Annotated in this window: 28 protein-coding genes and 1 pseudogene; 8 read left to right on the forward strand and 21 right to left on the reverse strand. The window is 44.7% G+C overall.

The features are described from left to right. The first annotated feature begins 98 nt into the window (after positions 1-98). Complete coding sequence (locus ACEN8J_RS20675; protein ID WP_449292525.1) at positions 99-1,103, forward strand: LacI family DNA-binding transcriptional regulator; 1,005 nt, start codon at positions 99-101, stop codon at positions 1,101-1,103. A gap of 93 nt (positions 1,104-1,196) precedes the next feature. Here ACEN8J_RS20675 and ACEN8J_RS20680 read toward each other — a convergent pair whose 3' ends face one another. The 6 genes from ACEN8J_RS20680 to ACEN8J_RS20705 all read right to left on the reverse strand — a co-directional run bounded on the left by ACEN8J_RS20680 (position 1,197) and on the right by ACEN8J_RS20705 (position 5,934). Further along, positions 1,197-1,874: a hypothetical protein gene (locus tag ACEN8J_RS20680; protein ID WP_165149208.1), complete on the reverse strand. Its 678-nt coding sequence runs from the start codon at positions 1,872-1,874 to the stop codon at positions 1,197-1,199. Between the two features lie 93 nt (positions 1,875-1,967). Beyond that, positions 1,968-3,188, reverse strand: a complete 1,221-nt coding sequence (locus tag ACEN8J_RS20685; protein ID WP_495593907.1) for a stalk domain-containing protein — start codon at positions 3,186-3,188, stop codon at positions 1,968-1,970. 332 nt (positions 3,189-3,520) lie between these two features. Further along, complete coding sequence (locus ACEN8J_RS20690) at positions 3,521-4,006, reverse strand: CcdC protein domain-containing protein (protein ID WP_342434736.1); 486 nt, start codon at positions 4,004-4,006, stop codon at positions 3,521-3,523. A 40-nt stretch (positions 4,007-4,046) separates the two neighbouring features. Then, positions 4,047-4,814, reverse strand: coding sequence for an ABC transporter permease subunit (locus ACEN8J_RS20695; protein ID WP_029516853.1), 768 nt, complete (start codon positions 4,812-4,814; stop codon positions 4,047-4,049). Further along, a complete protein-coding gene (locus tag ACEN8J_RS20700; RefSeq protein WP_069010117.1) occupies positions 4,811-5,524 on the reverse strand; it encodes an ABC transporter ATP-binding protein in 714 nt (237 codons plus the stop codon). Before ACEN8J_RS20700 ends, ACEN8J_RS20695 begins: the two co-directional genes overlap by 4 nt. Further along, on the reverse strand, positions 5,521-5,934 hold the full coding sequence (locus ACEN8J_RS20705) for a GntR family transcriptional regulator (protein ID WP_029516855.1): 414 nt from the start codon (positions 5,932-5,934) through the stop codon (positions 5,521-5,523). The genes ACEN8J_RS20700 and ACEN8J_RS20705 overlap by 4 nt, the downstream gene beginning before the upstream one ends. 217 nt (positions 5,935-6,151) lie before the next feature. Here ACEN8J_RS20705 and ACEN8J_RS20710 point away from each other — a divergent pair, with 217 nt between their 5' ends. Both ACEN8J_RS20710 and ACEN8J_RS20715 read left to right on the forward strand, forming a co-directional pair. Then, positions 6,152-6,721 (forward strand): hypothetical protein, encoded by a 570-nt coding sequence (locus ACEN8J_RS20710; RefSeq protein WP_318628188.1) that lies wholly within the window; start codon positions 6,152-6,154, stop codon positions 6,719-6,721. A 205-nt stretch (positions 6,722-6,926) separates the two neighbouring features. Continuing rightward, positions 6,927-7,472 (forward strand): GNAT family N-acetyltransferase, encoded by a 546-nt coding sequence (locus ACEN8J_RS20715; RefSeq protein ID WP_165149216.1) that lies wholly within the window; start codon positions 6,927-6,929, stop codon positions 7,470-7,472. Positions 7,473-7,522: 50 nt separating this feature from the next. On the opposite strand, the gene ACEN8J_RS20720 is transcribed toward ACEN8J_RS20715, so the two are convergent. Further along, the gene (locus ACEN8J_RS20720; protein ID WP_029516858.1) at positions 7,523-7,855 is read right to left on the reverse strand and encodes a hypothetical protein; all 333 of its coding nucleotides are present in this window, start codon (positions 7,853-7,855) and stop codon (positions 7,523-7,525) included. A 187-nt stretch (positions 7,856-8,042) separates the two neighbouring features. Between ACEN8J_RS20720 and ACEN8J_RS20725 the strand changes: the two genes are divergently transcribed. Continuing rightward, entirely contained in the window at positions 8,043-8,864 is an 822-nt protein-coding gene (locus tag ACEN8J_RS20725) for an alpha/beta fold hydrolase (protein WP_340931204.1), read from the forward strand. Positions 8,865-8,969: 105 nt separating this feature from the next. Here the strand turns inward: ACEN8J_RS20725 and ACEN8J_RS20730 are convergent, their stop codons facing one another. From ACEN8J_RS20730 to abnB, 3 genes are all read right to left on the reverse strand, one after another. After that, positions 8,970-9,185, reverse strand: a complete 216-nt coding sequence (locus ACEN8J_RS20730; RefSeq protein WP_013308357.1) for a cold-shock protein — start codon at positions 9,183-9,185, stop codon at positions 8,970-8,972. 131 nt (positions 9,186-9,316) lie between these two features. Continuing rightward, a complete protein-coding gene (locus ACEN8J_RS20735; protein ID WP_007428290.1) occupies positions 9,317-9,517 on the reverse strand; it encodes a cold-shock protein in 201 nt (66 codons plus the stop codon). A 386-nt stretch (positions 9,518-9,903) separates the two neighbouring features. Further along, on the reverse strand, positions 9,904-12,339 hold the full coding sequence (gene abnB / locus ACEN8J_RS20740; protein WP_495593909.1) for an arabinan endo-1,5-alpha-L-arabinosidase AbnB: 2,436 nt from the start codon (positions 12,337-12,339) through the stop codon (positions 9,904-9,906). A 430-nt stretch (positions 12,340-12,769) separates the two neighbouring features. On the opposite strand from abnB, the gene ACEN8J_RS20745 reads away from it, so the two are divergent. Together ACEN8J_RS20745 and ACEN8J_RS20750 are read left to right on the forward strand one after the other, a co-directional pair. Beyond that, positions 12,770-13,114: a DUF805 domain-containing protein gene (locus tag ACEN8J_RS20745; protein WP_318628183.1), complete on the forward strand. Its 345-nt coding sequence runs from the start codon at positions 12,770-12,772 to the stop codon at positions 13,112-13,114. Positions 13,115-13,433: 319 nt separating this feature from the next. Then, positions 13,434-13,832 (forward strand): hypothetical protein, encoded by a 399-nt coding sequence (locus tag ACEN8J_RS20750; RefSeq protein WP_029516862.1) that lies wholly within the window; start codon positions 13,434-13,436, stop codon positions 13,830-13,832. 128 nt (positions 13,833-13,960) lie between these two features. On the opposite strand, the gene pyk is transcribed toward ACEN8J_RS20750, so the two are convergent. Continuing rightward, complete coding sequence (pyk, locus tag ACEN8J_RS20755; RefSeq protein ID WP_029516863.1) at positions 13,961-15,376, reverse strand: pyruvate kinase; 1,416 nt, start codon at positions 15,374-15,376, stop codon at positions 13,961-13,963. 179 nt (positions 15,377-15,555) lie between these two features. Here pyk and ACEN8J_RS20760 point away from each other — a divergent pair, with 179 nt between their 5' ends. Next, positions 15,556-16,344, forward strand: coding sequence for a helix-turn-helix domain-containing protein (locus ACEN8J_RS20760; RefSeq protein WP_029516864.1), 789 nt, complete (start codon positions 15,556-15,558; stop codon positions 16,342-16,344). 351 nt (positions 16,345-16,695) lie between these two features. Here the strand turns inward: ACEN8J_RS20760 and ACEN8J_RS20765 are convergent, their stop codons facing one another. The 9 genes and pseudogenes from ACEN8J_RS20765 to ACEN8J_RS20805 all read right to left on the reverse strand — a co-directional run bounded on the left by ACEN8J_RS20765 (position 16,696) and on the right by ACEN8J_RS20805 (position 25,214). Continuing rightward, on the reverse strand, positions 16,696-17,643 hold the full coding sequence (locus ACEN8J_RS20765; protein ID WP_025722578.1) for an NAD(P)-dependent oxidoreductase: 948 nt from the start codon (positions 17,641-17,643) through the stop codon (positions 16,696-16,698). 101 nt (positions 17,644-17,744) lie between these two features. Continuing rightward, positions 17,745-18,011 (reverse strand): annotated as a pseudogene (locus tag ACEN8J_RS20770) (transposase); the annotation flags it as partial. A gap of 45 nt (positions 18,012-18,056) precedes the next feature. Next, entirely contained in the window at positions 18,057-18,287 is a 231-nt protein-coding gene (locus ACEN8J_RS20775; protein WP_307353791.1) for a transposase, read from the reverse strand. After that, positions 18,284-18,619: a hypothetical protein gene (locus ACEN8J_RS20780; protein WP_340931199.1), complete on the reverse strand. Its 336-nt coding sequence runs from the start codon at positions 18,617-18,619 to the stop codon at positions 18,284-18,286. Before ACEN8J_RS20780 ends, ACEN8J_RS20775 begins: the two co-directional genes overlap by 4 nt. A 192-nt stretch (positions 18,620-18,811) precedes the next feature. Beyond that, complete coding sequence (locus ACEN8J_RS20785) at positions 18,812-20,230, reverse strand: sucrose-specific PTS transporter subunit IIBC (RefSeq protein WP_029516869.1); 1,419 nt, start codon at positions 20,228-20,230, stop codon at positions 18,812-18,814. Positions 20,231-20,297: 67 nt separating this feature from the next. Further along, positions 20,298-21,773, reverse strand: a complete 1,476-nt coding sequence (locus tag ACEN8J_RS20790; protein ID WP_495593911.1) for a glycoside hydrolase family 32 protein — start codon at positions 21,771-21,773, stop codon at positions 20,298-20,300. 180 nt (positions 21,774-21,953) lie between these two features. Further along, a complete protein-coding gene (locus tag ACEN8J_RS20795; protein WP_165149230.1) occupies positions 21,954-22,976 on the reverse strand; it encodes a LacI family DNA-binding transcriptional regulator in 1,023 nt (340 codons plus the stop codon). 167 nt (positions 22,977-23,143) lie between these two features. Next, positions 23,144-23,986, reverse strand: coding sequence for an aldo/keto reductase (locus ACEN8J_RS20800; RefSeq protein ID WP_495593912.1), 843 nt, complete (start codon positions 23,984-23,986; stop codon positions 23,144-23,146). Positions 23,987-24,017: 31 nt separating this feature from the next. Further along, positions 24,018-25,214 carry an MFS transporter gene (locus ACEN8J_RS20805; protein WP_029516873.1) on the reverse strand — a complete coding sequence of 399 codons (1,197 nt, stop codon included), beginning with the start codon at positions 25,212-25,214 and terminating at the stop codon, positions 24,018-24,020. Between the two features lie 189 nt (positions 25,215-25,403). On the opposite strand from ACEN8J_RS20805, the gene ACEN8J_RS20810 reads away from it, so the two are divergent. Next, a complete protein-coding gene (locus tag ACEN8J_RS20810; protein ID WP_013368959.1) occupies positions 25,404-25,769 on the forward strand; it encodes a winged helix-turn-helix transcriptional regulator in 366 nt (121 codons plus the stop codon). 78 nt (positions 25,770-25,847) lie between these two features. Here the strand turns inward: ACEN8J_RS20810 and adhP are convergent, their stop codons facing one another. Then, positions 25,848-26,864, reverse strand: a complete 1,017-nt coding sequence (gene adhP, locus ACEN8J_RS20815) for an alcohol dehydrogenase AdhP (protein ID WP_318628177.1) — start codon at positions 26,862-26,864, stop codon at positions 25,848-25,850. Positions 26,865-26,881 lie beyond the last annotated feature (17 nt).

The raw sequence follows: 26,881 nt of genomic DNA on the forward strand, positions 1-26,881 counted from the left end.
TGCTGCTTAGGTGTAGGACTACGACATTTGGAATAGATATGTGGTTAATAATGAATATACAATAGCAATGATAAGACGGACGACAAGGAGGTGACGATGTGGTCAGCATTAAAGATATCGCCAAACAGGCGGGCGTTTCCATATCTACCGTTTCATATGCCTTGAATGGTAGCGATAAGGTAACAGAAGAAACTTGCGCACGTATTTTAGCCATTGCCAAAGAGCTTAACTATGTGCCCAATGCCGCCGCACGTAATCTCAAGAAAAGGCAGACCAAAATTATTGGCGTTTTCCTAACTGATTTTCGTGGAGACGTTTATGGAGATTTACTGTACGGCATCAAGGAAATTTTGAACCGCAAGGGCTATGATCTCATCGTATGTAGCGGTAAGCAGTCTCACCGAATGCTGCCGGAACGCATGATTGACGGCGCCATTGTGCTGGATCAGACGTTTGAAAGTCAGGAGCTACTGAACTACGCCGAGCGAGGACATAAAGTTGTCGTGTTGGACCGTGAACTGAATCATCCTAACATTAACCAGGTGCTGCTGGATAACAAAGCAGGCGCCGCTCTCGCCATAGAACATCTATTGGAATTGGGACACCGTAAGCTTTATGTGGTTACCGGACCAGAAGGTTCTTACGATTCATGGCAACGGATGCAGGCGGTCAAGCAGACCATTGAGCGTAGCGGCGTCGCTGAAATGATTGAAATTTACGGCGATTTTGAGAAATCGGGCGGTGAACAGGCGGCTGAGATCATTTTGCAGCAACAAGTTGGCCCGGGTTTGGAACCTGTAGCCGTATTTTGTCTCAATGATGAAATGGCAGTGGGCTTTTACAATCGAATGGCTCAGTCAGAGCTGACGATTGGCAAGGATATTCATATCGTCGGCTTTGATAATATCGAGCTGGCGCAATATATTCAGCCCCGTCTGACAACGATTGACTACTCCAAACGTAAATGGGGCGCTGTAGCTGCCGAACAAGTTCTCAAAATCATTGCCGGGGAAGACGTGGAGCATGAACGTTTATACGTTACGCTTGTCCAAAGAGAATCAGCAGGCGTAGCATTCATCACCCAAGATCAACAGAATTTGTGATGAGCAACGCAGAAGTAACCTGCTCGCCGACCTCCAAAAAAAGAACTTCCACAGTCCCAGTACACGGGTTGGAAGTTCTTTTGGTTATACTTTTTAACCTAACAAGTCCTCAATTGAATTCGACAACGACCGTAAGGGATTACCAATCGTTTGCCCCGTCTCCAGCTCCACTTGTAACGCAGCATCAACCATAGACAACTGTGCTACAGCCAGCCCTCTGCTTGGATCAGCCTCCCTTAGCTCATACAGCGAACGAACCAGCAGTTCCTTATACTCGTCTTCACGTCCCTGCATAATCAATTCAAAAGCGTCCTCCACCACCTTGACCTCTATCAAAGGAGAGATATCCGGTTTGCCTAACAGAGCAGCCGTATGATAAAGACGCTTCATCGTTCCCTCTACAGTAGCCGGATTCGTGAATACCAAGGTCCGTGGCCGCAAATCATCGCATATCTCATGAAAAAAGGGCTCATCCAGCGCAATTACTGGTGTAGACAGGGTCAATTGAGCCTTTTCTGCCAAAACAATATAATTCGTGCACGTTATCAAAATAACGTCTATATCGCTTTGGGCAATCCATCTCAGTTGCTCTTCTACCTTGCGACTGGCATCGTCCGCAGAAAAATGCGGGTCTGACGAGATCCGGCGCATAAGCCCAGGGTCCACAAAATGTATCAGCTCCACCTCATAAGAAGCCAAAGCTCGTTCCACATAGGCTATGTTCGAGTGATGTGCATGCAGGCAGCCCACACGTTGCTTCAAGCCTTCCATCGTCCAACCTCCTGTTATAAGTTTGCATCATTTTAACAGGAAGAGGACGATTAGGAAAGCATGCCAATCACGCCATACCACAAATGCACTTTCTTAAAACTTGCCGTTTGTATTTTTCCACTCTGTTTTAGCTGGAACCTCCTGAACTACGTCCCAATGTTCCGCTACCTTGCCGTTCTCTACCCGGAACAGATCATAGACAGCGGCTGAAGTTCCCTTAGACGATGTCAATTCACTCACAACCAGCACAAAGTTGCCTTCTCCAATGACCATGTGAACCTGATCATATCCAAAGGGAGAACCCTGGCTTCCCGCTGCGGAAAATGCTTGTTTCAAATTGGATACACCGTCACCAAAAAGAGGATTATGCTGAATGTAATGGTCACCGTTATAGTAGCTTTCCAATGCAGCACGATTTTTGCCAACCAGGACATCATCCACAAACTTGCGGATCAGTGTTTTGTTCGTCTCAGTTTGGTTGAGATCCGTGATCTGTGTTGTTCCGTCAATCATGGTATGTCCGCTTGGATTGGCTGGAGCCGAGTCCTGTATGTTGTCCCAATGCTCGACAATTTTACCGTTGCTATCGAAGCGGAAAATATCAAACACAATGCTCGTTTTCCCTGCAATGGACTTTTTATAATGAACCGCTACATAATTGCCATCCTGAATAACACGTTGGATTTCAACCTGTACATTGGCTCCCTTCAATTGGCTAATCCCTTGCAGCAAGGCATCTCTCCCGCTAGCAAAGCTCAGATTGTGCTGAATGTACTGATCCTTGCTGATCCAAGTCTCGGCCGCTTTCGTATTTCCGGTTTCAAAGCTTTTCAGAATCTCTATAACCTTATCCTTATTGCTCACCCCGATTTGCACCGTTTTGCTGGTCGGGTCCCAAATCACTTGCTTGCCCCATGCTTCTTTGATGACATCGACCGGTACATAGGTTACCCCTTGTTTAGTCAAGATGGGTGAGGTGGACAGCGGTACCTTAATCCCGTTGATTTGCGCTTCCGGGCTGCCCGACATCAGTACAACCGTCGCCTGATCATAACGAATGGTTGTGCTTTGACGCGCCGTATTGAACGTAATATGCTTGGAATCCAGTGGAATCCCCAAACTGGAAGCCAATTGTCTCAAAGGAATCAAAACCTGCTGATTTTCCACGATAGGAGCAATCTTGTAAGCCTCTTTCTTGCCATCTACCCAAACCTGAATACCCGTATCAGGTTTTACCTCGGCCGCTAAAGCCGGTACAGCAGAAGACAGAACAAGCAAACCAGCGAGTGCAGCAGTAACCGTATGTTTTTTCATGAATGTAAGCCCCTCTCAACCTGTAAAATAGAATATGAATACAATTCCTTTTTATGTAACTAATAAAGTTACACCTAATCACGAAAAAGCAATTTTTCCCCGCATACCTAACCTTAAACCCCATTTAAATCTTTTGAAACCTCAATACCCCCCCTTTCAAAATTTATATTTGTACTGCTACAATGCAAGCCACAAGCCTTAGAATAAAGGATATGGGGAGCAATAACAATGTGTGATAACTTGCTAATGCCGAAACTCAAAAAAGCGGCTCCTATCGGCAAGCGAATGAACGCTTTTTGAATAGTAAGCCGCTGTTAACCCCACTGCTATTGTTATACGGATAACGTTCTCCGAAACTTGATAAAGCTACCGATTCGCCAGATCGAGATATACACCAACGCCATCGTAATTGCCAGCATGCTAATTTCGGACGTACCCAAACTACTAAGGTACTGGGTCAAAACAACGCGAATCAGGATAATAGCGATAATAATATATTTAAAATATTGGTTCGGCTTGGGATAAATCAGACCGTCAGACCGTCTTTCATACGCTGTATGCAGCAAAATAACATAGCCAAACAGAGCCCCTAATAGCCCGGCAGCCAGCAGTTCCCAAAAGGCGGGGGGCGCGTACGTTTGACCGGGAATATGCATTAATTGGTACACAGACATCATCATAAGCGGGAATACGATAAACAAGGGGAGGAGAATCCGTGTTCCGTTTCCCTTTATCGGCCCCCTTCGTCTCTTGGTTCTTAACCAGATCATCAGGCCCACCAGAACAGCTACCAATGCATATATGAATATCGTCGTCATGGTGTAACTCCTTCCTCATAGATCATATGGATACGCTAGTCTAAATCGACAGCTTTTTGTCCAACAAATAAGCGTTCAAGCGGATTAATATATACGCAGCAATCCAACTGATCAACACCGCAACCGGGAAATGCCAGGTAAAAGAAAACCACTGTCCTGTCTGAGCATGATCAAACTGCTCATAAAGCCCATGATCGCCCGACCAATAAAAGACACTCCCGCCACCCATCAAAAGAATCCACAGTATCGGGCTAAGCGGCCGCAAGGTACTGTATTTGGTACTGGCAGTCAGAAGGCCCAGCGCAATAACAAAAGGTGTGAAAGCGATAATCATCACAAACCAGTTCAATCCAGCTACAATAAAGCACGCTGCATCCGCGAGCGTATAAGGCTGTATCGTTGATGAGATGAACAATGCGTACAGAGAACCCACCACAAACAGGAACAATATCACGACAATGGTTTGTAGAATTGCCGCAATCCATTTGGCGCTAATCAGCCACATGCGCGGATAGGGAAGGGTCAGCCACCATCCGTAGGTGTCATTTTCCCATTCTCGTCTCAAACTTCCCACACCCATGAAAATGATCATGTACGGCAAGCCCAGGGTCACATACCACAGCCTTGTCAATTCGAGTTGGTTGTGAAGCGCGAAGTACAAGGAAATAGCGAACGCCGCAATGAGAAATAGTGAGAAATACACAAGTCTCCACGATCTCGGTAGTCGATTGCGGCTCTGTTTTCTCCAGCTTCCTTTATTTCGAAATTCATGGCGTATTAAATCTTTGAACAGCCCTGATGAATTCACGCCTTCCACTCCTTTTTGTACAAATTGCGGAACACCTGATTCAGCGAGCCATGCTCTGCACGCAGATCATCCGAATCACCAGACCATAGGATCCGTCCGCGGCCCATCATGACCGTGTAGTCAAACAAGCCTTCCACTTCCTGAATATCATGCGTGCTAATGAGTATAGATTGCTGCCGACCCTCCAAATAATCAATAATCCCGGCCACAATCGCCTCTCTGGAGAGGACATCAATACCTGCGAACGGTTCATCCAGAATCATGAGTGGAACCTCACGTGCCAAACATAAAATCAGTAGCACACGCGCCTCCTGTCCGCGACTCAACCCGGCCATTTTCAACTCCAACTCCACGTCCATATGATCAGCAAGTTTATAGGCATCTTTTATATTGAAGCCAGGCAAAAAGGACTTCCCCCATTCCAGCGTCTGCTGAACTGTATGATTAGGGTACCAGCGTGCCCGGTCAGGAAGATAGGATATATCCCGGTTGGTTTCCCAACCAGGCTGTCGGCCCAACACCTGAAGCTCGCCCCCATCTGGCTGAATCAATCCAGTGATCGCTCGAAAGAAGCTGGACTTCCCACAGCCATTGGGTCCAAGCACGCCTACTATGCGTCCTGCCGGAATGACAACATCCAATTGATCCAACGCTTTTTTACTGCCATATTGCTTCACCAGATGATTCGCAACCACAACAGACTCCGTCATGCCTTATCGCCTCCTTCCTTCTCATTTCCGTCCTGTTTGCTTCGTATATACTGCTGAACATCTCCCCAGGATAGTCCCAGGCTGCTCATTTGTCCGAGAAACTGATCTATATACGTCATAGCCAGTTGTTCCCGAAAGCTGGCAATCCGCTCACTGGATGACGTAACATAAGTGCCTAGACCACGCCGTTTCTCAGTCAATCCGTCCCGCTCCAGCTCCTGATACGCTCGCATCACGGTATTCGGATTCATGCGTAATTCCTGCGCCAGATCACGAACAGACGGCATTTTGCTTCCCATTTCGATCTCCCCTTTAGCAATGGAGCTTCGTACTTGATTTAATATTTGTTCATATAATGGCTGGCTAAAGTCAATTAAAAATCGGAACGAGCCAACCCGTTGTTCTTCCATGGGTGTTTCCCCCTAATCGGCTGCATCTTTCGTGCCTGTAGTGTATTATATCACTTAATACACATAATACAAGTACTCTATTAGCTAAAATGTCAGTTAGTCACGCTCTCCAAATTCATTCAGTAAATGCTCAGCTTACACTCAGATAGCATTCAAGTTGATCCCTTATGATGTACCACGTACCAAACAACTCATAACCGAAAGGTGGAAAATGAAGATGAAGAGCACCAAAAAAGCAATTTTAGCTGGAACGATGGCGTTAGCATTTTTAGGAGGCGGAGCACTGTACTCCACAAGCGCAGCTCATGCTGCTTCCACTACACCTGAGAAGGCTCCCCTTGCAGACAAAGCACAGGCACCTAAGGGTAACCCAGGCGATGCTAACGGCCCTAAAATCGCAGGAGGAAACTATGCTGAGAACAAAGCTCTCCTGAAATTATTAAAATTATCCTCCAGTCAATTGGATACACAGCTGAAAGCAGGTAAATCCCTTGCTACAATCGCCAAAGCACAAGGCGTAAGTGTAAATTCTGTTATTGATGTGATGGTTTCGAATATGAAAGCGAAACTGGCTACGGAAAAACAAAACGGCAAGATTACGGCAACTGAATATAACCAACGCGTCTCTAATCTAAAACAAATGATGACAGACATGGTGAATGGCGTGAAACCATCCAAGCCACCAGTAGATGGCGGTAAAGCGGATGCAGGTAAAACTCCTGCTCAAGGAGATGCCAAGGCTCCTGCTAAAACCAATACAGCTAAAGCCTCTACTAAGCAGAAATAGCTACAGCTCCCGTTTGGGCACATCCACTCATGTATAATAAATCTCCGTCCGGCTTCCCTGTACGGATAGAGACGACAATAAGCCTGTCCCCTGCTGCGATACAACATAAGGAGATAGGCTTATTTATCATGTAAATAAGATAATATGGTAGACTAACATGATCCAGAATTCATTTTTCACTCTAATCCATAAAAAGGAGAACGTAATGAAAATAAATCAACAGGAATTTGATGTGCAAGGAATGCGCTATACGATCAGATCAGCCATGATTCAAGATGCGAAGAATTTGTCTGAAATCCGTTTGCTGATTGATGGAGAAACTGAAAATTTAGACAGAGAGAAGGGAGAAGCATTTATAAGTACATCCGGTTTTGAACAGCTCATCGAAACGGATACAGAGAATAACAGAAACCTATTTTTAGTTGCAGTAGTTCATGATAAAATCGTCGGATTTTCAAGATGTGAGGGCCATGTTCTGAGCAGATTCTCTCATAAAGTTGAATTCGGCGTATGTGTACTAAAGGATTTTTGGAGTTACGGGATCGGGACGAATCTTTTAAAAAAATCTATTTCCTGGGCTGAATCCAATGGCATCAAGAAAATGACTCTACAAGTTTTGGAAACGAATGATAAAGCCATTGAGCTTTATAAAAAACATGGTTTTGAAATCGAAGGGTTATTAAAAAACGATAAGGTTCTTTCAGATGGCAAATACTACAACACCATTATCATGGGGAGATTTCATAAATAAAAAAAGACCCTGTTCAACAGGATCTTTCATCTTCGTATCAATCACTTACCCTAGTAGCGATAATCATCATAAGGATTGCGATTACGATACTGATCACGCGGCTGCTGAGCTGCGGTAATCATCAAAAATATGCCTGAGAGCAAATGCATCAACCAGCCCACAATCGGAATCCATCCAATAACCGAGGTCACGATCCCTAAAATAGATCCATAATAAGACTCTCTATTCGTCACCGATAGTACCAACGTAACAATGTGGAAAATCAGCATAAAGAACAATATAGTATACGCGGAATTTACGACGAGTAGCCCGCCCAAAACGGGAATAGCTAAAAATAGCTCCAATCCGCCTGTAATCCATTTTAATGTTTTTGATGGTGTCATTGTTCCACTCTCCCGATGCTGTTTCATTCCATAATTATATCCTATCCCTATACAGGATGACATACATTTTTTAACATACTATATGCTTATATCGTGACAGTCCCATCCCTTTCTCGAATGAGCTAAGCCCTGGCTACATATATGTGAGAGAGAACGAAATTCCGTGATTTCTAAAGGGGTGAACACGATGGGATATTATATTGAGGTGGGACGCGGCGTGAAGCTGTATGTCGAGGATATTGGAGAAGGCATCCCTGTTCTGATGGTGCACGGCTGGCCGCTGGATCACCGAATGTACGAATACCAGGCCGCCTTGTTGCCTGCTTACGGGTATCGCTGTATTCAGGTCGACCTTAGGGGGTTCGGCAAGTCTGATCGACCATGGCATGGATACAATTATGATCGATTGGCAGACGATCTGCTGGCTGTGATGCAGGCACTTCAGTTAAACCAGGTACGGCTGATCGGTTTTTCCATGGGGGGAGCTGTGGTTACACGCTACATGAGCAGGCACCGGGGATTTGGCGTCAATCAGTTGATCTTGATCGGAGCAGCTACGCCTCGATTCACCCCAACCAGCGACTTTCCTTATGGTACTCCTGTCACAGAGGTAGATAAACTCATCAAACAAGCCTATACAGATCGTCCACAACTGGTAACTTCTTTTGGCGAAATGTTGTTTGCTAATCCCGTCAGCCAGAGCTTACGCGACTGGTTACGTGACCAGGGCTTTGCGGCAACAGTTCATAGCATGGCTTGTACTTTGTACTCACTACGTGACTCTGATTTGCGCCCTGATTTGCCATGTATACACGTGCCCACCTGGATTCTACACGGCAAGCTGGATCGGGTCTGTCCTTTCCCCCTGGCTGTCCAAACTCAAAAAGGAATTGCCGGATCAAGACTTATTCCTTTCGAACGAAGCGGCCACGGTGTGTTTTACGAAGCGCTACCCGAATTTAACTCTATCTTACTGAGCATACTAGCCCCATCCTCCGCACATAATTGAAAACCTGTTCATCCTTATGTATAATTTATATTTATAAAAAACAAAAAAGACGCCTCAGCGCCGTTAATGGCTATGGGGCATCTTTCACTACAAACATTTATCCGCTTAGGATTGTTTGGTATGGTTGAAGCTCGTATTATTTAAAACAGCCAGCTTTTTCTCGCCCTTCACCATGGCAGAACCGCAAATGGGGCATGTCGGCTCGACAGAAAAAGCGAAGTTATCTCGCATCCAGCCGTTACATGTATCGCTGGCGCAATTCCAGACAGTTGTAATTTCCTCAGGAATCTCATCCATTGGCTTTTTCCGTGAATTGTACATAAACATCCCTCTTTCTTCATGATTTATAAAGCGATAAGATGTAATCAGTTCAAAAACGGTCTTATGAACAGATAAAAACAAATGCCCCAAACGCTATGTTCGGGGCATCTGAAGTAGGCTGTAATTTAAAATTACAGTTTTACAACGTTCTCAGCTTGTGGTCCACGGTTTCCTTCAACTACGTTGAATTCTACGCGTTGGCCTTCGTCCAAAGATTTGAAACCTTCGCCTTGGATTGCGGAGAAATGTACGAATACGTCGCTTCCACCTTCAACCTCGATGAAACCGAAACCTTTTTCTGCGTTAAACCATTTAACTGTACCTGTTTGCATGGAATTACCTCCAAAATGTATTTATATGACCTTTATTTTTTACAAATAAAAATTCACATATTGCACAAGGTTATTTCAACCTAAAACAATAGCCCTCTACAATATGCGAATCTCAGGTCACAATCTCAATATACTCATATTACCATAAGTGTATTGAAAACGCAAGCACTGGTGAATTTAATTTATGCAGAGTGCTTATGTTCTCTATTGCTGCTTCAAAGCTGTGTTCATTCGGCGGGAGCGAGTCATTAACGCCTACTTAAAACATTATATCCGCAGTTGCTACCTATTATACCAGCAATCAAGAAATAAATATACAAAACATTGCGCAGGAGACGAACTTCTTAATAAAAGCCCATCTCCTGCGTTTATTTGCTTATTTTGAACTACAATTCTGCCAGTGCTTTAATTTCCTCTGCTGTCAGCGCTTTGTTATACAATTGAACTTCATCCAGGCTGCCATTGAAGTAAGCATCGGCGGCAAAGCGGCTTTTGCCGAGATAAGCCTCGCTCGTCAGCAACTCATTGGGATTAAAGGTAATACCGTCATTAACAGCTACTTCCTCACCATTTACATACAATTTCCCTGTATTCCCTTCCAGTGTAACCGCTACATGTGTCCACTGGTTTAGCGGTAATGATGATTTGGAAAGCAAGCTTTGATCCGTACCTTCATGGATTGTAAACTGGAGTACACCGCTACCTTGGGAAGGGGTAAGAAACATATGCCGGGCTTGGCCGTTGCCGAAGTCAAAAATCCGTTGCCAAGCTGCACCGCCCTTCCAGTTCACCCAAGCGGAAAAGGTAAAATCCTTCGCATCTGTTACTGTATTTGGTAGTTGCACGTAACCATCCTTACCGTTTAGGACAAGCGCACCGCCAAGCTTCCCGTCTTTATCCCATGCAGCACCACCATAGGTCTTACCATCAAATTGATTGTATGTGCTGTCGACAACCGTAGTTCCTTGATCTTCATTCCACGAATAGCGTGCGAGCTGAGGACCTTGGGCCTGCCCGGGAACAATGGCTGTAAAGCTTTTCTTAGCGGTGGCTTTGTCCTTTTTAATGGTCGCCGTCAATGTAACTGTTACAGGCTGAGAACCGGCTTCTGGACGGTATACATCACCTGTCACAGAAATATTCTCCGGGTGGGTGGACTCCCATGAAATAGTGGTATCTTGTGCTGCTTGAGTAGGTAGCGTCAGATTATAAAGAACATTGCTCGTATCGCCCAGACTAAGGTCCTTCTGCACAGCAGTTACAATCTTGCTGGCCTTCAGGTCAGGCTTTAGCGAACCCCATACCGCAACACCCTTGGAGGACAACGCGGTAAAAGCAAGCGTCTTGGCACCTGTGTCTGGATCACGGTGCCGCAGGAATACACCTTTGTACTTCGTGCCCTCTGCTGTAATTTCCAACTGATTGTCTGCCCCCAACTTCCATGTACCGTTCACTCCACCAGACAGTTTGCCACCGCGATCCAGATTGACGATAACAGCTTGCTTAATATTTGCCGAAATTTCCTTTCCATGATTTACATACGAGTATTGACCGAGGACATCTTTTTCTGACAGCCTTTTCAGTGAATCCTCATCTCCCGAATAACGATAAGGAGCAACCACAGGCCAACCGTCAGCGTTCATGAACATTTCATGTACCCGCACTTCAAACTGTTCGCCTCTCCCAGGGAAACGTGAATGAAAAATGACAAAATGCTTTTTCGTCTTGGGATCATAATAAGCCGAGTTGTGTCCGGGCGACACATAGCCTGCACCCAGTCCTGTACCCGGATCACCAATTTCTCTTGGAATCAGGTAATTACCTATCAGTTTGACACCGTATGGTTCAATGGAGGCGTCATCAAAAAGTGGTTTGTCCGGATTCGCCTTGACCTTGATCATATCGTTGCCTTCAGCATCGTAGAAAGGACCATCCGGTGTTTTGGACCGAGCCACCCGCAGGTTGTATCCGCCATCCGCTGACAATCCACCATACGATAGGAACAAGTAATAGTAGTCCGTTTGCGGACTGTATTGTATGTACGGCCCTTCCATACGAGCATGGTTGCCGCCTGTCAGCTTTTTCCCGTAGCCTTGACCTGGGAGCGGCTTCCCTGTTTTTTCATCCATCTGCATAATGAAGATGCCTCCTGAGTAGGAGCCATATACCATCCACAGCTTGCCGTTCTTATCGTAAAAGGTGTCCGGGTCCACGGCGTTCGGATGCTTGGTTGCGTCATAGATCGTCCCATCCTCACTCGGTTGGTCCCACATACCGGATTTTAGAAAAATCCCTTTATTCTTATACGGCCCTTCAATTTTATCAGCAACTGCTAGGCCCATTGCTGAACGAGGGGAGTCACCTTTACAAGCGTTATAATACATATAGAACTTGCCATCTGCCAGTTGAATGACATCAGCTGCCCACAGCGTGTCTGTCTGCGCCCAATCCAGTGCTTCCTTTAATTCTTCTTTAACGTTGGGAATTAATGCATTACCATTCGCCACTCCTGTAGCAATCGTATCCCAATTCATGAGGTCTTTGGACTTGGCAGCCGCCAGATGGGAGCCAAAAATGTAAAATGTGTCTTTCACTTTCAGGATGGATGGATCATGTACGGAAGTCTCCTTGAAGGAAACGACCTTTTTACTTTGGATTGAAAGGTTCCCCATATCTTGAGCTTGAAGGGAGGTTTGACCCACACTTTGAGCCTCAACTGTATCTAAATTGAGTGTTTGCTCGGCGCCTACCAAAGAAGCAGGCAACAACAGCGCACCTGCGAGTGAAGCTGCCGTTACTTTACGAACAAATAAATGCTTCATAAATTAATCTCCTCTCGTTTTGAACATCCCTGATAACATAAAACAATTTTGGGAAAGCGGTCAGGATTATGTTTGTATTAACTTCTTCGCCCTCGAATTTAAAGTTACTTATCCCTCCTGTCCAATTTAAAGCGCTTTCAATAGATTTGAAAAATAAAAGCACCTTCTGTTAAGAAGGCCTATTCAAACCCGACGGTTAACCGTACCTCTATATTATTCAATGGATATGGAAAATTCAATATGTAATTTTATATTTTTATAAATTATTCACTGTATTATTAATTATAATAAATGTATTGCTTTAATTCCTAGTTTAAAGTTATAATTTGACAAGTAAAATTCTATATGTTACCTGCCGATATATTTAAAAACAACTGTTTTATGATGATTATAATACAAATATTTACATTTTATGAGGAGGTGAAAATATATGCAATGGTATTTAAACGGATTAAAAAACTATGTAGGATTCCAAGGTAGAGCAAGACGTACCGAATATTGGATGTTTGTTCTATTTAGCGTAATTGCCAGCTTTATAGTCGGTCTGATCGATGGTCTTGTGGGCTTAACTCCGATATTGACGTACATTTACTCTCTGGCAGTCTTGCTGCCATCCTTGGCCGTTCTGGCCCGTAGACTGCATGATACAGGCAGAAGCGGATGGTGGATTCTAATCGCTCTGATTCCTCTTGTAGGGTCAATTATTTTGATTGTATTCGCATGCCAAGACAGTCAGCCTAACGACAATAAATATGGAAAAAACCCTAAATTGTAATGGTTGTAGTTGTCTAAAAACCTCCTTCACTTTTGTGAAGGAGGTTTTTTTCATATCCGGCAGAATTCAAAGGGTAAAATTACTTCCATTATTCACATCCGTGAATTTTTTTAGCTTTACCTGTTTACATTCTCCTCTTTTAGTTTATTTTAAACGAGTATTAAGCTGGCACTAAGATTGGGTGTGTATGATGTATATTAGAATCTGGTAACTACATAAGCCGGATCGGCTAAAGGCATAAACATTACTCCCGTTGGATATCCATATAAGGCTCCACTCTGTCAGAAATTGAATGAAACACAAAGGAGATTTTACACTTATGAATCGAAAACGAATGTTGGTCATCTGTACACTGTTGCTGGCGTTGTCTATTGGGCAATCTTCTACTTGGGGAAGTCGGGCTAATGCTGCTACACTGGCTCCAGAGAGAGCCCCTCAGGTACAGGATAATGAAGCTTCCAAGGATGATGAACTGTTGAAAACATTGGGCGCATCCTCGGATGAGCAATTATATGAAGCGTTGTATAACGGTCAAACCTTGGCAGATATTGCACACACCAATAATCAGGATGCACAGGCTGTCGTTGATTTACAAGTAGCTCAGTTAACGGAGCAGTTGGATCAACGACTGGCTAATAAGAGCATTACGCCTGAGCAATATCAAGCCCATAAAGCAGAATTGACACAAGTCGTTGCTAAAAGTGTGTTCGGGCTGTAAGTCAGTGACGTACGTGGCCAGCTATACGCCGTAGTTCATGACACCCTCAGAGGTGCTTCTTAATTCATGTCAAAAAGGCGCTCCCCCGACGGGATGGCGCCTTTTTGCTGTCTATATTTTGTTGTAAATTACACTTGGTATACTCGGATCAAGTTAGTGGTGCCCGCCTCAGCGACTGGAACACCCGCCGACAGGACTACAGTGTCACCTTTATGGATATATCCTGCATTCAGAGCGTTACGGATGGAGGATTCGAACATTTCATCCGTTGTAGCTACTTTATCCCCTTTGATCGGGAACACACCGGATAACAGGCAAATTTTAGCGAATACCGTATTATTCGGAGTAACCGCAATAATAGGCGCCTTCGGACGATATTTGGATACCATACGTGCCGTGAATCCACTGGCAGTCGAGGTAATAATCGCTTTGGCATCCAGCTCCAGAGACGAACTTACCGCACCCTGACTAATCACTTCGGTAATGTTGGTGCTCTGACGTGCTCTGCGCTTATCGAACTGCTCCTGATAATCCAATTGTGATTCTGCACTGGCAGCTACCGCAGCCATGGTCCGTACAGACTCGACAGGATATTTACCTGCAGCAGATTCACCTGACAGCATAACAACATCGGCTCCTTGCATAACGGCATTAAACACGTCACTAACTTCAGCTCTCGTCGGACGCGGGTTCACCTGCATGGATTCCAGCATGTGGGTAGCTACGATAACGGGCTTGCCGACCAGATTACACTTGTCGATCATTTCTTTTTGCATCACAGGCACATCTTGAATCGGCACCTCGACGCCCAGATCGCCACGGGCTACCATAATGCCATCGGAAGCTTCGATAATATCATCCAGGTTTTCCATGCCTTCAGCATTTTCAATTTTGGAATAAATTTGGACATGCTCCGCATGATGGCCCTTCAAAATCTCACGGATTTCGCGGATATCGTCGCCTTTACGCACAAAAGAAGCCGCAATAAGCTCAACGCGCTGCTCCACCCCAAATTGGATGTGTCTCACATCTCGCTCCGTCACGCCTGGAAGGGTTGTATGAATCCCTGGCAGGTTTACACCTTTTCTCGGCTTCAAAATACCGCCGCTTACAATATTACAAATCATTTCCGTACCTTCGATGGAGGTTACAGTCAGATCAACCAAACCGTCGTCAATGAGAATGCGGTCGCCTGGTTTGATGTCCTTCGGCATATCCGGGTAATTCACTGAAATACGATGCTCGTCCCCTAGAATCTCTTCTGTGGTCAGAATGAGCTGGCTACCTGGCTTCAGCAGACAAGATGCCTCTCTCAGCTTGCCAATCCGTATTTCCGGTCCTTTAATATCCATCATGACAGGGATAAAGGTATTCATTTCCTTCGCAGCCTGACGCACATTTTCGATACGTTTAACGTGATCTTCCAGCTCACCGTGAGCCATATTCAAGCGGGCTACAGTCATACCAGCCTGGATCATTTCTTTTAACAAATGAATGGAGTCACAGGCAGGTCCCATAGTACAAATAATTTTCGTTTTAAGCATAGTAATGTCATCCTCCTGAATGTCTTTACTGTATGGTTTTCTATTCCACTTTGCTTCTCTATCTACATTAAACTTATATGGCTCTATTCTACCTGTACCCGTGCACCAAGACTATGAACTATAGTATGATGAATGTACTACAGTATAATGAATGTTGAAGACATCGGAGAGTGAGTTTCGTGATTACATTGGTAGATATACGGCAGGACAACGGAGTGGACTGGTATGAAAAGGCTAGTGCAAATAGCGACAACGATGACTTACTGTTCATTTTGGTCACCTTTGGCAAATGTGTATATTGGGTGAACGATTGCAAATTCATTCTCGGTAAAGGTGAAACACTGCTTTTACCCAGTCATCTGGATTACTATGGCAAGAGCATTCCTACGCTTTTTCATACCAAGTATGTGATACATTGCCGCAAAACATGTACGAACAGCACACTTCCCATCCTGAATACTGACAAGCCGTTGTTGATCAAGCCCGGATGCTACGACATGCTGCATGAACGGATCAAATCGATGTACTATCAATGGACTGAACACCCAAGCTACTACACCATGATGGCTGACTGTCTGCTGACCGAGGCCATGATATATATGAATCAGGAATGGGACAAAGGCGCCATTTCTTGCGATCGAGAGCGACATGTGGAACATATGAAACAGTATATCCAGAACCATTACCGGGAAAAGGTAACCAAGGAGGAGCTTGGCGACGCCATCCGTAAAACCCCCAATTATGCCGCGACGCTGCTGCGTGAGGTAACACGCCAAACGATCAGTGAGCATGTACATACGCAACGTATTAAAACCGCCATCTATATGCTGACCGAGTCCCGGCTAACGATTCGTGAAATTTCGGAGTATGTGGGATATAGTGATGTGTCCTATTTCCATCGAATCTTCAAACGGTTAACAGGCTGCTCACCGTCCGAATTTCTGGATGAACGTTCCTCCATCGTTTAGAACTACAGAAATAGGATTATGGGAAGATGATACGAAGCAATTTTGAATTTGAAGCTAGGGTGTGTACGCAAACTGTGAAGCCGTCCTCTGGGTTGCCCGTACCGGTGCTTCATGGCATTATTTACCCGATTATAATGGCCCTTGGTCTTCAGCCTACAGCTTTTTCTGGCGTTCGTGGTTGATGCACTGGCGAATCTGCTCCGCTTTGAGTTGACACCGGGACAGGCAGATGATTCGGTAATGGATTCCGAGCAAGGAGACCGGAGGAGGAAGCGGGCGTATGACCAGGACACGTATAAAGAGCGGCCAATTGATGAACTGCTTTTTTAATAAAATGAAAAATTATCAGAACTATAACACCTGATTAAGCTTGCTTTCGGGTTCTTCACCGTTTTTTATATGCTTTATATTATTCACAAAGAAATCATATCTTTTTTTATGCAACTTGACGCCATCTGGCATGCCAGCAGTATGGGGAGTAAGTATGACATTACTCAGATCCCTTAGTTCACTGTCAATTGAAAGCGGTTCAGATTCAAACACATCCAAGCATGCTCCTGAAATTTCTTTATCTTTTAAAGCAGCTATTAAGTCATTTTCATTGACAATCCCACCGCGAGCCGTATTGATAAAAAGTGCGGTATTCTTCATCTTTTTGAATACTCCTTTATCAATCAGTTGTTTGGTTTGCGGATTCAGTGACGTATGTACAGTGACTATATCTGATACGCTTACAAGATTATCGAAATCCGTCATTTTTACAAAGCTGTCAGGTTGTACAACGGCATGTCTAGCATTAACCAGCACATTCATATCAAAAACCCTGCAAAACTCAGCTACTTTTTTACCGACAGCACCAAAGCCGATAATTCCTATCGTTTTACCTTTTAATTCACTTCCTGTATAATCCAACTGTTTTTCATCTATTCTGGTTTTCATGAATCTATCAAGGTAGGGTATGTTTTTATAATAAGACAACATCAGCGCCATTACATGCTCGGCCACTGCCTGCGCATTCACTCCTGCAGCATTAGCTACCCAAATACCAAGTTGCGTACAGGCATCAATATCTACATTATCATACCCTGCACCCGTCTGTACCAGCTTCAATTTTTTTGCCATGGAAAGTAAGTCGCGATCCACTTTGATATGTTCAGGTATGATTACCTGGCAGTCTCCAATATGATGCAGCATTTCTTTTCCCGGCGGCACAATTACAATGTCCCAGTCATTAGGAAAATATTTTTTAATATTTGATTTTGAAATTTGTGTAAAATAGCCTACTATAAGAATTTTCATTGTCAAGCCACCTCCAATTTCTTTATTTTTACAATAATATGTTTATTGATATTTGTAAAATTGATCGTTTATATAAATTCTACATAGACTGAATTTTTGAATTACATTCGTATTCCCAAGCGATCAATGACCTCAAACGATTTGTCATTGACGCGTTTCATGAAGGCTGCGACATTGATTCGAATATGATAAAACTTCTTGTAAAATACGTTGTGAACGACATCGCTCTTTAGCCACTTCCATAAACCTTCAATCAGGTCAAGGTCAGGCGAGTACTTCGGCAGAAAAACAAATTGTAATCGGTGATGCTGCTTCAAGAAATCTTGCACTTGGGCTGCATGATGAATGCGGCCGTTATCCAGGATCATCCACAATATCGACCTAATTAGATTGATTAGAGCCTATACGCAAACCTATTTGAGCCACATCCTTATCGAAATCAACGCCAAAAAAGCCTTGAACATGCTCGCTGTCTTGTCATAGCGGGTTGCCCAGCGCCGATACTGTTTCACTCGATTAAAAAAGCTTTCGATTAAATGCCGTTCTTTATACGTATCCTTGTCGTATTGAATGACGGTTATAACCCCTCCGATAAGAACAGTTAGACCTAAGACAACAACACTTGTTCTTAGTCGCTTGTTCACACGCACACACCTCCCTTCCCAAAAGATGTATTACGTATTTTAGAAAATATTAGTATTATAACGAGTTCATAAAAAACATAATAATCGTGGTTAAGTACCATTACCTGATATTCTCCAAAACCTGAAGCTTTAATTTGAAAATTTCTATTTTCATCTGTATATCTTCCATAAACGGCAAAAACTTCTTTTTCAACAGCAATTGATTCTATGGGTTTCGCATTTTTGATAACTACGTTATATTCTTCAGGCGTCAAACCGCTCAATAATGAATTCGAATTAGCAATTGAAGAATATGGTGGGAAGTCCATTTCATTGAGATGCTCTGAAACCATTGCGTTATGAGCCGATTGTTGGCCAAAGCCAAATTACGTATCCGGATACGTAATGATAAAGTCTATAAAAAACGGTCTCCCCACCTGGAAGCTTCTCTAGCATCCCTTTTCAACAAGGGCCTAGAGCGCTCCAAAGTAGGGCGACCGTTATAGTTCATTTATATGCGAATCTGTGCTTATTCCGAAATCATATTAAGTTGAAGAACCCGCTGTTTTGACCTCTTCCAGCATTTTATCGTTATAGCCAAACATCCAGGTCAGGACAAAGGCTACAACCATAGCAGCCAAGTTCGCCAAAATGTAAAGCGGAAGCTGATGGTTCATGTAGAGCAACGTGCCTGGAATGACTGTAACTGCCATACCTGTAGCCGCCAAATGGAAGAGTGAAGCGATAAAACCGCCAACCGCACCACCGATAAGCCCCATGACAAAAGGCTTCATGTATCTCAGGTTGACCCCGAAAATAGCCGGTTCCGTAATCCCCAGAAAAGCAGACAACGAGGAAGGAAGTGCTAACGCTTTTAGCTTGCTATTCTTCGTTTTCAGTCCAACCGCCAGACAGGCAGCACCTTGAGCAGCCATAGCGCAGGTAATGATGGCGTTAAAGGCGTTCGCGCCGTTCTTTTCAAGCAGTTGAATCTCCAAGAAATTAAAGATATGATGCACACCTGTAACAACGATAATCTGATGCAAGAAACCGATGACAATCCCTGCAATACCGAAAGGCAAATCCAGCACAAACGTTGTTCCGTGCAGCACCCATTCTTCGAGTGAATGGAAAATTGGACCGATTGCAAACAATCCCAGGGTGATCATGATCAACAGTGTTAAAAACGGTGTAAGAATCAAATCTAGCGCTTCAGGCACCCGTTTGCGCAGCGCCCGCTCCAGCTTGGCTCCGATCAAGCCCACGAAGAAAGCTGGCAATACCGAGCCTTGATAGCCCACCACAGGAATGAATCCGAACATCGTCAACGGGTGGGCTGAACCGTCCGCAACACTATAAGCGTTGGGCAAGGCTGGATTTACCAGCATCAGACCGAGAACGATACCCAGCACTGGACTACCACCGAATACTCTAAAGGCTGACCATGCGACTAACGCTGGCAGAAAAGCAAAGGCCGTATCTGTTAATACTTGTGTGTACAATAGAAAATTGGGTGAAATGTCCTGTGGCGTCATGCCAAGTAGAGCGAGAATTTGCGGCTGAGTGAGCAAGCCACGTAGCCCCATGAACAGCCCTGTAGCGACCAGCACAGGAATAATCGGTACAAACACATCACCAAAGGTACGGATGGAGCGCTGGAAGACGTTCCCTTCCTTTTTCGCCTGACTCTTCACCTCTTCTTTAGATGAACCAGTCACGCCAAGCTTTTCAACCTCTTCGAAAATTCGATTTACCGTACCTGTACCAAAAATAATCTGATATTGCCCGGAATTGAAGAAAGCACCCTTGACCTTGTCGATCTCCTCAACTTTTTTCTGATCAATTTTCTCCTTGTCATGCACCATAATCCGCAAGCGCGTCGCGCAATGAGCAAAAGATGCAATATTTTCTTGCCCACCGATTGCCTGGATCACTTCTTTAGCTATTTCTCTGTTCTCCGCCATGATGTTCATCCTCTCGTTGATTCCGTTATGTTTGATGATTAACGATCCACTTGATGTTTTAGCCTACTCATGTAAAATCCCATTTCACCGCCTGGAAGAGAGCCTCTCCCTTGTCGGCAAAAAAGCGTATTTCGTCACTCTCTGGATGCGGAAAAATACGACTGGTGAACACCTCTTCCCCATCATTGACGAAAATCTCAACCGAAGACGTATCTACAAACAAATGAAGTTTGATATGATCTTTATCCCATGAACACTGCCGTATCTCACCATACGAAGTGGCTACAGGCTCACCTGATTGCGAACGATCCAATACAAGTTTGCGACTGATGGCATCATATTTAATTACCGTTTTCTCAGTCTCACTCGCACGGAATTCAATACCAAACATCTTAGCGCTTAAAAGATCTACCTCACAGATCAGCTCATAGGCCGTACCTGTAAATCCTTCATAGGTTTTGCTCTCTGAGAATAACGTGTCAGCTACCCGATCCTCACGATTTCTGCGTAGCGTAGTCAGCTCAGGAATTGGCCGCTGCAAGAGTTTGCCCTCATGAAGCGTAAGCTCCCTTGGTAATGTCAGACAATGAGCCCATCCGTTCGGATCTGTGGGATAGTCGATATCCGGCAGACCCATCCATGCCACCATAATACGCCGCCCCTGCGGGTCAATCATCGTCTGTGGCGCATAGAAGTCAAAGCCTCTGTCGAGCTCGTGGAATGCGCCGTGCTCCAGTATTTTTGTACCGGTATCTAACGGCTTGCCGATTACGTAGCCCGATTGATAAATATTGTGATTTTCATCCCCGGAAGGCTCCAAGCCCTGAGGAGAAAAGATCAAGACACCTGCTTCGTTCAGTTCAAAATAATCCGGACATTCCCACATGTAGCCAAACGACTCCAGCCCTGTGCACAATTCTCCCTCAAACTCCCATGAATGAAGGTCGGTTGATCGGTAGAGGACGGCGCAGCCTGTTAAATTCGTTCTTTGGGCACCAATCACACAGTAAAAGCTATCGCCGTCTTTCCATAGCTTGGGATCACGAAAATGGTCTGTATACCCTTCTGGCACATTGGAAATAACGGGGTGCTTCCATTTAGTAATGCGACCGTTCTCGTCCATAACAGCCATGCATTGATAAGGATGTCTGATCCAATCTTCATCTCGTGCATTTCCCGTATACAGCATGTATAATTTGCCCTCATGCTCCAGCGCGCTGCCTGAGTAAGCCCCATGTGAATCAAAATAATCCCCAGGTGCAATGCCAATGCCTGCACTATTCCATGTGGCCAAATCTCTGGATTTCAAATGATACCAGTATTTCATCCCATGATCCGTTCCGAGTGGAAACCACTGATAAAATAAGTGGTATTCACCTTGGTAATACGAAAAGCCATTGGGGTCATTGAGCAAACCTGTCGGTGGCTGGATATGAAACCCCTGCCGCCAGTGACATTGCTCCACTTTCTCCTCCAAGCTGGCTATTTCACCGGGCTCTGCCTGCTCGATCACTCGATACTTTTGTTCTCTTGTCATTTTCATAGTTGTACCTCATTTTTATTAAAACTTCGCCTCAGGAACCGGTTCCAAATTAGTGAAAAAATATTCCTTCGGAACCGGTTCCCATACGATTAAAAAAATGCTCATCCATGGATTTGCAACCGATTCCATTTATGTCCGCATACTATGGAACCGGTTTCGAAGAAATTATAATCCACTTGTTCAGCGTTTGTCAACGCTTTCTCTTTCGATAAGGGAATAATTCATGACCGTCACTTTTTCTACCGATTTATGTTCTACCAGCCGCATAATATTTTGCGCTGCTACACGTCCAGCATCCATATACGGATATTGAACGGTTGTCAGCGCAGGGTGAATGACCTCCGTAATATCGTATCCCCCAAAGCCAGTTACCGACAAATCCGACGGAATGACAATCCCTCTGGAATAAGCCGCATTGATTACGCCCAGCGCAATATTATCCGTAGCACACACCATTAACGTTGGCTTGAAATTGTCCAAAATAGCGGATGCAGCAATTCGTGCATCGGACATTTTAAATCCGGTCTCATAGTATCTGATATCATACCCTGCTGCTTGCATCGCATCGTCCGTACGAGACTCAGTAGGCAATGCATCGCGTACAGCCTGCCTAAAGCCCTCCTTGCGCTGCACACCGACGGCAACATCCTTTTCAGTAACACCAACGTAGGCAATTTCGCGGTGTCCCTGAGACAAAACGTACGTGCCAATATCATATCCTGCACGATAGTCATCATGGATAAGGCTATGAAGCTGCTCGTGCTGCTGGCCCACCAGCAACACTGGAATACCGATGTCACGAATCGCGGTCAGATGGTCGTCTGTAATTTGAGCAGCCAGCAAAATGATACCCGAAATCTTTTGTCGGCCCAGCTCATAAATGGCTTCGATTTCACGCTGTACATCCTGGCTCGTATTGGAGATCAGCATCTGATAATGCTGAGAACGCAGTTCCTCATCAATCCCCATCAGCGTATGGGATGTCGCAAAAGAATCCAGACGCGGCACAACGGTGCCGATAATGTTGGTCCGCTTCGCCTTAAGACTCTGGGCAAAGGCATTGGGCACATAGCCCGTGGCTTTAACCACTTTTTCAATTTTTCGTTTCGTATCCACGCTGACAGACCCGCCGTTCAAAAAACGGGATACCGTGCTCTTGGATACACCAGCCATTTGGGCTATATCTGCAATCGTCTTATTCATGAAGTCCCCCGGAGATTTTTCGTATTCACAAGCTTCCAAAACGTCTCTATTCACATAACCCTATAATACCATATGGCGGGATTGGATTGCTGTGGCTCCAGACCCATCATGCACAAAACGCCGTCCCTTAGTGAAGAAGGAAACGGCGTCTCATGATGAATGTAATTTTAAAAATCAAAGTTATCCGGATCTGGACCTACCCGAAGATCGGCATTTAACGCCTGAATTCGATCCATATCCTCGCGCGTCAGTTCGAAGTCAAAAATATCGGCATTTTCGACGATCCGATGCGCCTTGGTAGACTTGGGAATGGTGACAACTCCCTGCTGCACATCCCAGCGTAAAATCACTTGCGCCACCGATTTACCATACTTGGTCGCTATGTCTTGCAGTACCGGATGATCCAGCAATTGGCCTTGCATTAACGGGGACCAGGCTTCCATTTGAATGTCGTTCTTTTGACAGAATTGCAACAGCTCGGTTTGGGTTAATTGTGGATGGAACTCCACCTGATTGATCATTGGCTTGATTTCAGCATCTTTCATGAGATCTTCCAAATGATGAATCTGGAAGTTGCTGACTCCAATTGCCTTAATCCGTCCTTCTTTATACAAGGATTCCAACGCTCTCCAAGCTTCTTTATACTTTCCCTGAACTGGCCAATGAATCAGATATAGATCCAGGTATTCCAGACCCAGCTTACCCAGACTGGCTTCATAAGCTGCTCGTGTCTCTTCATAGCCTAAATCTGCATTCCACACTTTGGACGTGACGAACAGTTCTTCTCTGGACAGATTATTTTCCTGAAGGGCTTCCTGAATAGCCTGCCCTACACTGCTTTCATTCGCATAGATTGCAGCTGTATCTATACTGCGGTAGCCATGCTTTACAGCAGCCTTTATAGCATCGACCAGCTCCGAACCTTCCTCCACTTTAAATACCCCGATGCCAAACCAAGGCATACGAACTCCGTTGTTTAACAATGTTGTGCTTTGTAAGTTTTGTGTCATTTTGTATCTTCCTCTCTATTTTTTAAAAGCTTTAACCTGTAATGGTGGTTGTATCCCTTTTTTCGAGCATACGACTCCAGCCTGTGAGCAGAACCGCAACGAAAACCATAATGCTCCCGATCCAGGCTGTATGAATGAGACCGAGTGAATCCGTTACAATCCCGCCTACATAAGCTCCGATGGCTATCCCTGCGTTGAAAGCAGCAATATTAACAGCAGAGGCAACATCGACAGCTTTGGGTGCAAACCGTTCGGCTAACATGACTACATATACCTGTAACCCGGGCACGTTCATAAACGCAAGCAATCCCATAAAGAAGATCGTAATCAGTCCTGCCGTTTTAAAAGGTGCCGTGAACAACAGGAGAAAAAGGATCACTGCTTGAATCAGAAACATGTAAAACAAAGCTGAAAGCGGCTTACGGTTTGCTGCTTTTCCGCCAATGACATTCCCGATGGCAATCGCAATTCCATACAGCAAAAGAATAAACGTTACCGTACTTTGCTGAAATCCGGTTATGTCGTGGAGTAATGGAGATAAATAAGTAAACACCACAAATGTGCCTCCATACCCCAAAGCTGTAATGATAAATGCAAGTAGCAAGCGACCATTGGTAACCAGTTTGACCTGCTCGCGGAAAGGAGTCTTGTTCCCTTTGCGCAGTGTAGATGGCAGCAGAATCAGATTGGCGATGAGTGCCACTACACCGACGACCACAATCGCCATAAATGCAGCCCGCCAACCCCATTGCTGCCCAATATAGGTACCCAAAGGTACACCTGTGACTGTGGCTACGGTCAACCCGGAGAACATAATGGAAATCGCACTCGCTCGACGATCATCCGGCACAAGATCGGCCGCGATGGTGGAACCGATGGACATGAACACCCCATGGGCGAACGCCGAGATCACACGTGCAATCAGCAGCAAGGCAATTCCACTAGAGACCGCAGCAAGGCTGTTACCTGCAATAAATATAATCATGATCCACAGCAGCAACGTTTTACGGGGAACACTTGATGTTAATGAGGTCAAGACAGGTGCCCCGATGGTAACTCCTAATGCATACAGCGTTACAGTTAGTGCGGACATCGTTACAGATATGTGCAAGTCTTCAGCAATGAGGGGAAGCAGTCCCACGCTGATGAACTCAGTTGTCCCAATCGCAAAGGCGCTTACGGCTAGAGCCAGTAATGGCCATATACTTCCTTTTGATTCTGGCGACATGTTTTTCCCTCCTATCTATAGAAATCTTCAACCAACAGATGTTATTATGAGTTATTCAAGCAATTATGAACAGTACGTACTTTTTAGTGATATAGGTACCAAAAAGTACCCTAAATAAAGTCCTTTTTGATTAAAACAGGATGTTAAGGTATGTATAACAGAAAAGCGATACACATGGAGGGATCGGCATTGGGGAAGAAAAAATACAATATCTCTGTTGAGGCGACGTTAGAGGTGATCGGGGGGAAGTGGAAATGCGTGATTTTGTGTCATTTGACACATGGAAAGATGCGGACAAGCGAATTAAAACGGATGATGCCTTCCATAACACAAAAAATGCTGACTCAGCAGCTTCGTGAATTAGAGGAAGACGGCATTGTCAATCGGATTAGCTATAATCAGGTTCCACCCAAAGTGGAGTACGAGCTTAGTGAATATGGATGTAGTCTGAAAAGCATTTTAGATTCTCTTTGTGCCTGGGGAGAAAGACATATCATCAAAGAATATGGGGATAAATCTGCGGTTTTGGAAGATAACATTCTGAATAAGCTGTAAAGCCAAAAAGAGCGCCTGCAATACATCAGCAGGCGCTTCCTCTCTCTGAATTCCAAGGGTTACCAATTCGATTTCATTTTATTTTGTGAAATCAATGACCATGCGCCCTTGGATTTTGCCATGCTCCATCTCCTCGAAGATCTCATTAATGTCTTCGAGCGGACGTTTTTGTACAAGAGGGACGACTTTACCTTCTGCAGCGAACTGGAACGCTTCTTTAAGGTCTTCACGAGTGCCGACCAAGGAGCCAATAACTTGAATGCCGTCCAGAACCAGACGAGGAATGTCCAGATCCATCTTATCGGTTGGAAGACCTACAGCTACAACACGCGCGCCAGCTTTTACAACGTCGATGGCCTGGTTGAAAGGTGTTTTGGCAACAGCAGTAACTACGGTTGCATCCAGACCAGAACCGTTTGTTAACTCCTTGGCTCGGGCGACCGGATCTTCTTTCATACTGTTAACGGTATAGTCAGCACCAATTTGTTTGGCCAGTTCTAGTTTTTCATCACTGATATCAAAGGCTACAACTTTAGCATTGAATACATTTTTGGCATATTGCACCGCCAGGTTACCCAAGCCGCCAATGCCGAAGATACCGATCCATTGGCCTGGTTTGATTTCACTTACTTTAACTGCTTTATATGTTGTAACCCCTGCACAAGTTACACTACTTGCAGCGGCAGGATCAAGACTATCTGGTACCTTGACCGCGTAGTCAGCTGTGACAATACATTGCTCTGCCATTGCACCGTCTACCGTATATCCGGCATTTTTAACTTCACGACACAGCGTTTCCCGCCCAGTTAGGCAATATTCACAATGACCGCAGCTTTCGAACATCCAGGCAATACTTACGCGATCACCAATTTTAAGACTGGTTACTCCTTCACCTAATTCAATGACTTTTCCAATACCTTCATGCCCTAGAACTCTGCCTGTGACATCACCGAAATCTGCATTTTTCACATGTAAATCTGTGTGGCAAACTCCGCAGTATTCAACTTGGACTAACGCTTCTCCATGCTTCAAGGAACGCAAAGGTCTCTCTTCTATACTGACTTTCTTGTCTTTTGTAACAATTGCTGCTTTCATGTAGATCTCTCCTTTAA

This window comes from Paenibacillus sp. Paensp38 (genome assembly GCF_059491915.1).

What these genes read in the sequence shown, in the direction of transcription:
- ACEN8J_RS20805 (WP_029516873.1), bottom strand. Translation starts at nt 25,214, where the DNA reads ATGTCGCCAGAATCAAAAGGAAGTATATGGCCATTACTGGCTCTAGCC.
- ACEN8J_RS20795 (WP_165149230.1), bottom strand. Translation starts at nt 22,976, where the DNA reads ATGAATAAGACGATTGCAGATATAGCCCAAATGGCTGGTGTATCCAAG.
- ACEN8J_RS20800 (WP_495593912.1), bottom strand. Translation starts at nt 23,986, where the DNA reads ATGACACAAAACTTACAAAGCACAACATTGTTAAACAACGGAGTTCGT.
- ACEN8J_RS20750 (WP_029516862.1), top strand. Translation starts at nt 13,434, where the DNA reads ATGAATCGAAAACGAATGTTGGTCATCTGTACACTGTTGCTGGCGTTG.
- ACEN8J_RS20745 (WP_318628183.1), top strand. Translation starts at nt 12,770, where the DNA reads ATGCAATGGTATTTAAACGGATTAAAAAACTATGTAGGATTCCAAGGT.
- ACEN8J_RS20700 (WP_069010117.1), bottom strand. Translation starts at nt 5,524, where the DNA reads ATGACGGAGTCTGTTGTGGTTGCGAATCATCTGGTGAAGCAATATGGC.
- ACEN8J_RS20705 (WP_029516855.1), bottom strand. Translation starts at nt 5,934, where the DNA reads ATGGAAGAACAACGGGTTGGCTCGTTCCGATTTTTAATTGACTTTAGC.
- ACEN8J_RS20730 (WP_013308357.1), bottom strand. Translation starts at nt 9,185, where the DNA reads ATGTACAATTCACGGAAAAAGCCAATGGATGAGATTCCTGAGGAAATT.
- ACEN8J_RS20765 (WP_025722578.1), bottom strand. Translation starts at nt 17,643, where the DNA reads ATGAAAATTCTTATAGTAGGCTATTTTACACAAATTTCAAAATCAAAT.
- ACEN8J_RS20720 (WP_029516858.1), bottom strand. Translation starts at nt 7,855, where the DNA reads ATGACACCATCAAAAACATTAAAATGGATTACAGGCGGATTGGAGCTA.
- pyk (WP_029516863.1), bottom strand. Translation starts at nt 15,376, where the DNA reads ATGCTTAAAACGAAAATTATTTGTACTATGGGACCTGCCTGTGACTCC.
- adhP (WP_318628177.1), bottom strand. Translation starts at nt 26,864, where the DNA reads ATGAAAGCAGCAATTGTTACAAAAGACAAGAAAGTCAGTATAGAAGAG.
- ACEN8J_RS20680 (WP_165149208.1), bottom strand. Translation starts at nt 1,874, where the DNA reads ATGGAAGGCTTGAAGCAACGTGTGGGCTGCCTGCATGCACATCACTCG.
- ACEN8J_RS20725 (WP_340931204.1), top strand. Translation starts at nt 8,043, where the DNA reads ATGGGATATTATATTGAGGTGGGACGCGGCGTGAAGCTGTATGTCGAG.
- ACEN8J_RS20790 (WP_495593911.1), bottom strand. Translation starts at nt 21,773, where the DNA reads ATGAAAATGACAAGAGAACAAAAGTATCGAGTGATCGAGCAGGCAGAG.
- ACEN8J_RS20735 (WP_007428290.1), bottom strand. Translation starts at nt 9,517, where the DNA reads ATGCAAACAGGTACAGTTAAATGGTTTAACGCAGAAAAAGGTTTCGGT.
- ACEN8J_RS20690 (WP_342434736.1), bottom strand. Translation starts at nt 4,006, where the DNA reads ATGACGACGATATTCATATATGCATTGGTAGCTGTTCTGGTGGGCCTG.
- ACEN8J_RS20715 (WP_165149216.1), top strand. Translation starts at nt 6,927, where the DNA reads ATGAAAATAAATCAACAGGAATTTGATGTGCAAGGAATGCGCTATACG.
- ACEN8J_RS20710 (WP_318628188.1), top strand. Translation starts at nt 6,152, where the DNA reads ATGAAGAGCACCAAAAAAGCAATTTTAGCTGGAACGATGGCGTTAGCA.
- ACEN8J_RS20685 (WP_495593907.1), bottom strand. Translation starts at nt 3,188, where the DNA reads ATGAAAAAACATACGGTTACTGCTGCACTCGCTGGTTTGCTTGTTCTG.
- abnB (WP_495593909.1), bottom strand. Translation starts at nt 12,339, where the DNA reads ATGAAGCATTTATTTGTTCGTAAAGTAACGGCAGCTTCACTCGCAGGT.
- ACEN8J_RS20780 (WP_340931199.1), bottom strand. Translation starts at nt 18,619, where the DNA reads ATGGTTTCAGAGCATCTCAATGAAATGGACTTCCCACCATATTCTTCA.
- ACEN8J_RS20785 (WP_029516869.1), bottom strand. Translation starts at nt 20,230, where the DNA reads ATGGCGGAGAACAGAGAAATAGCTAAAGAAGTGATCCAGGCAATCGGT.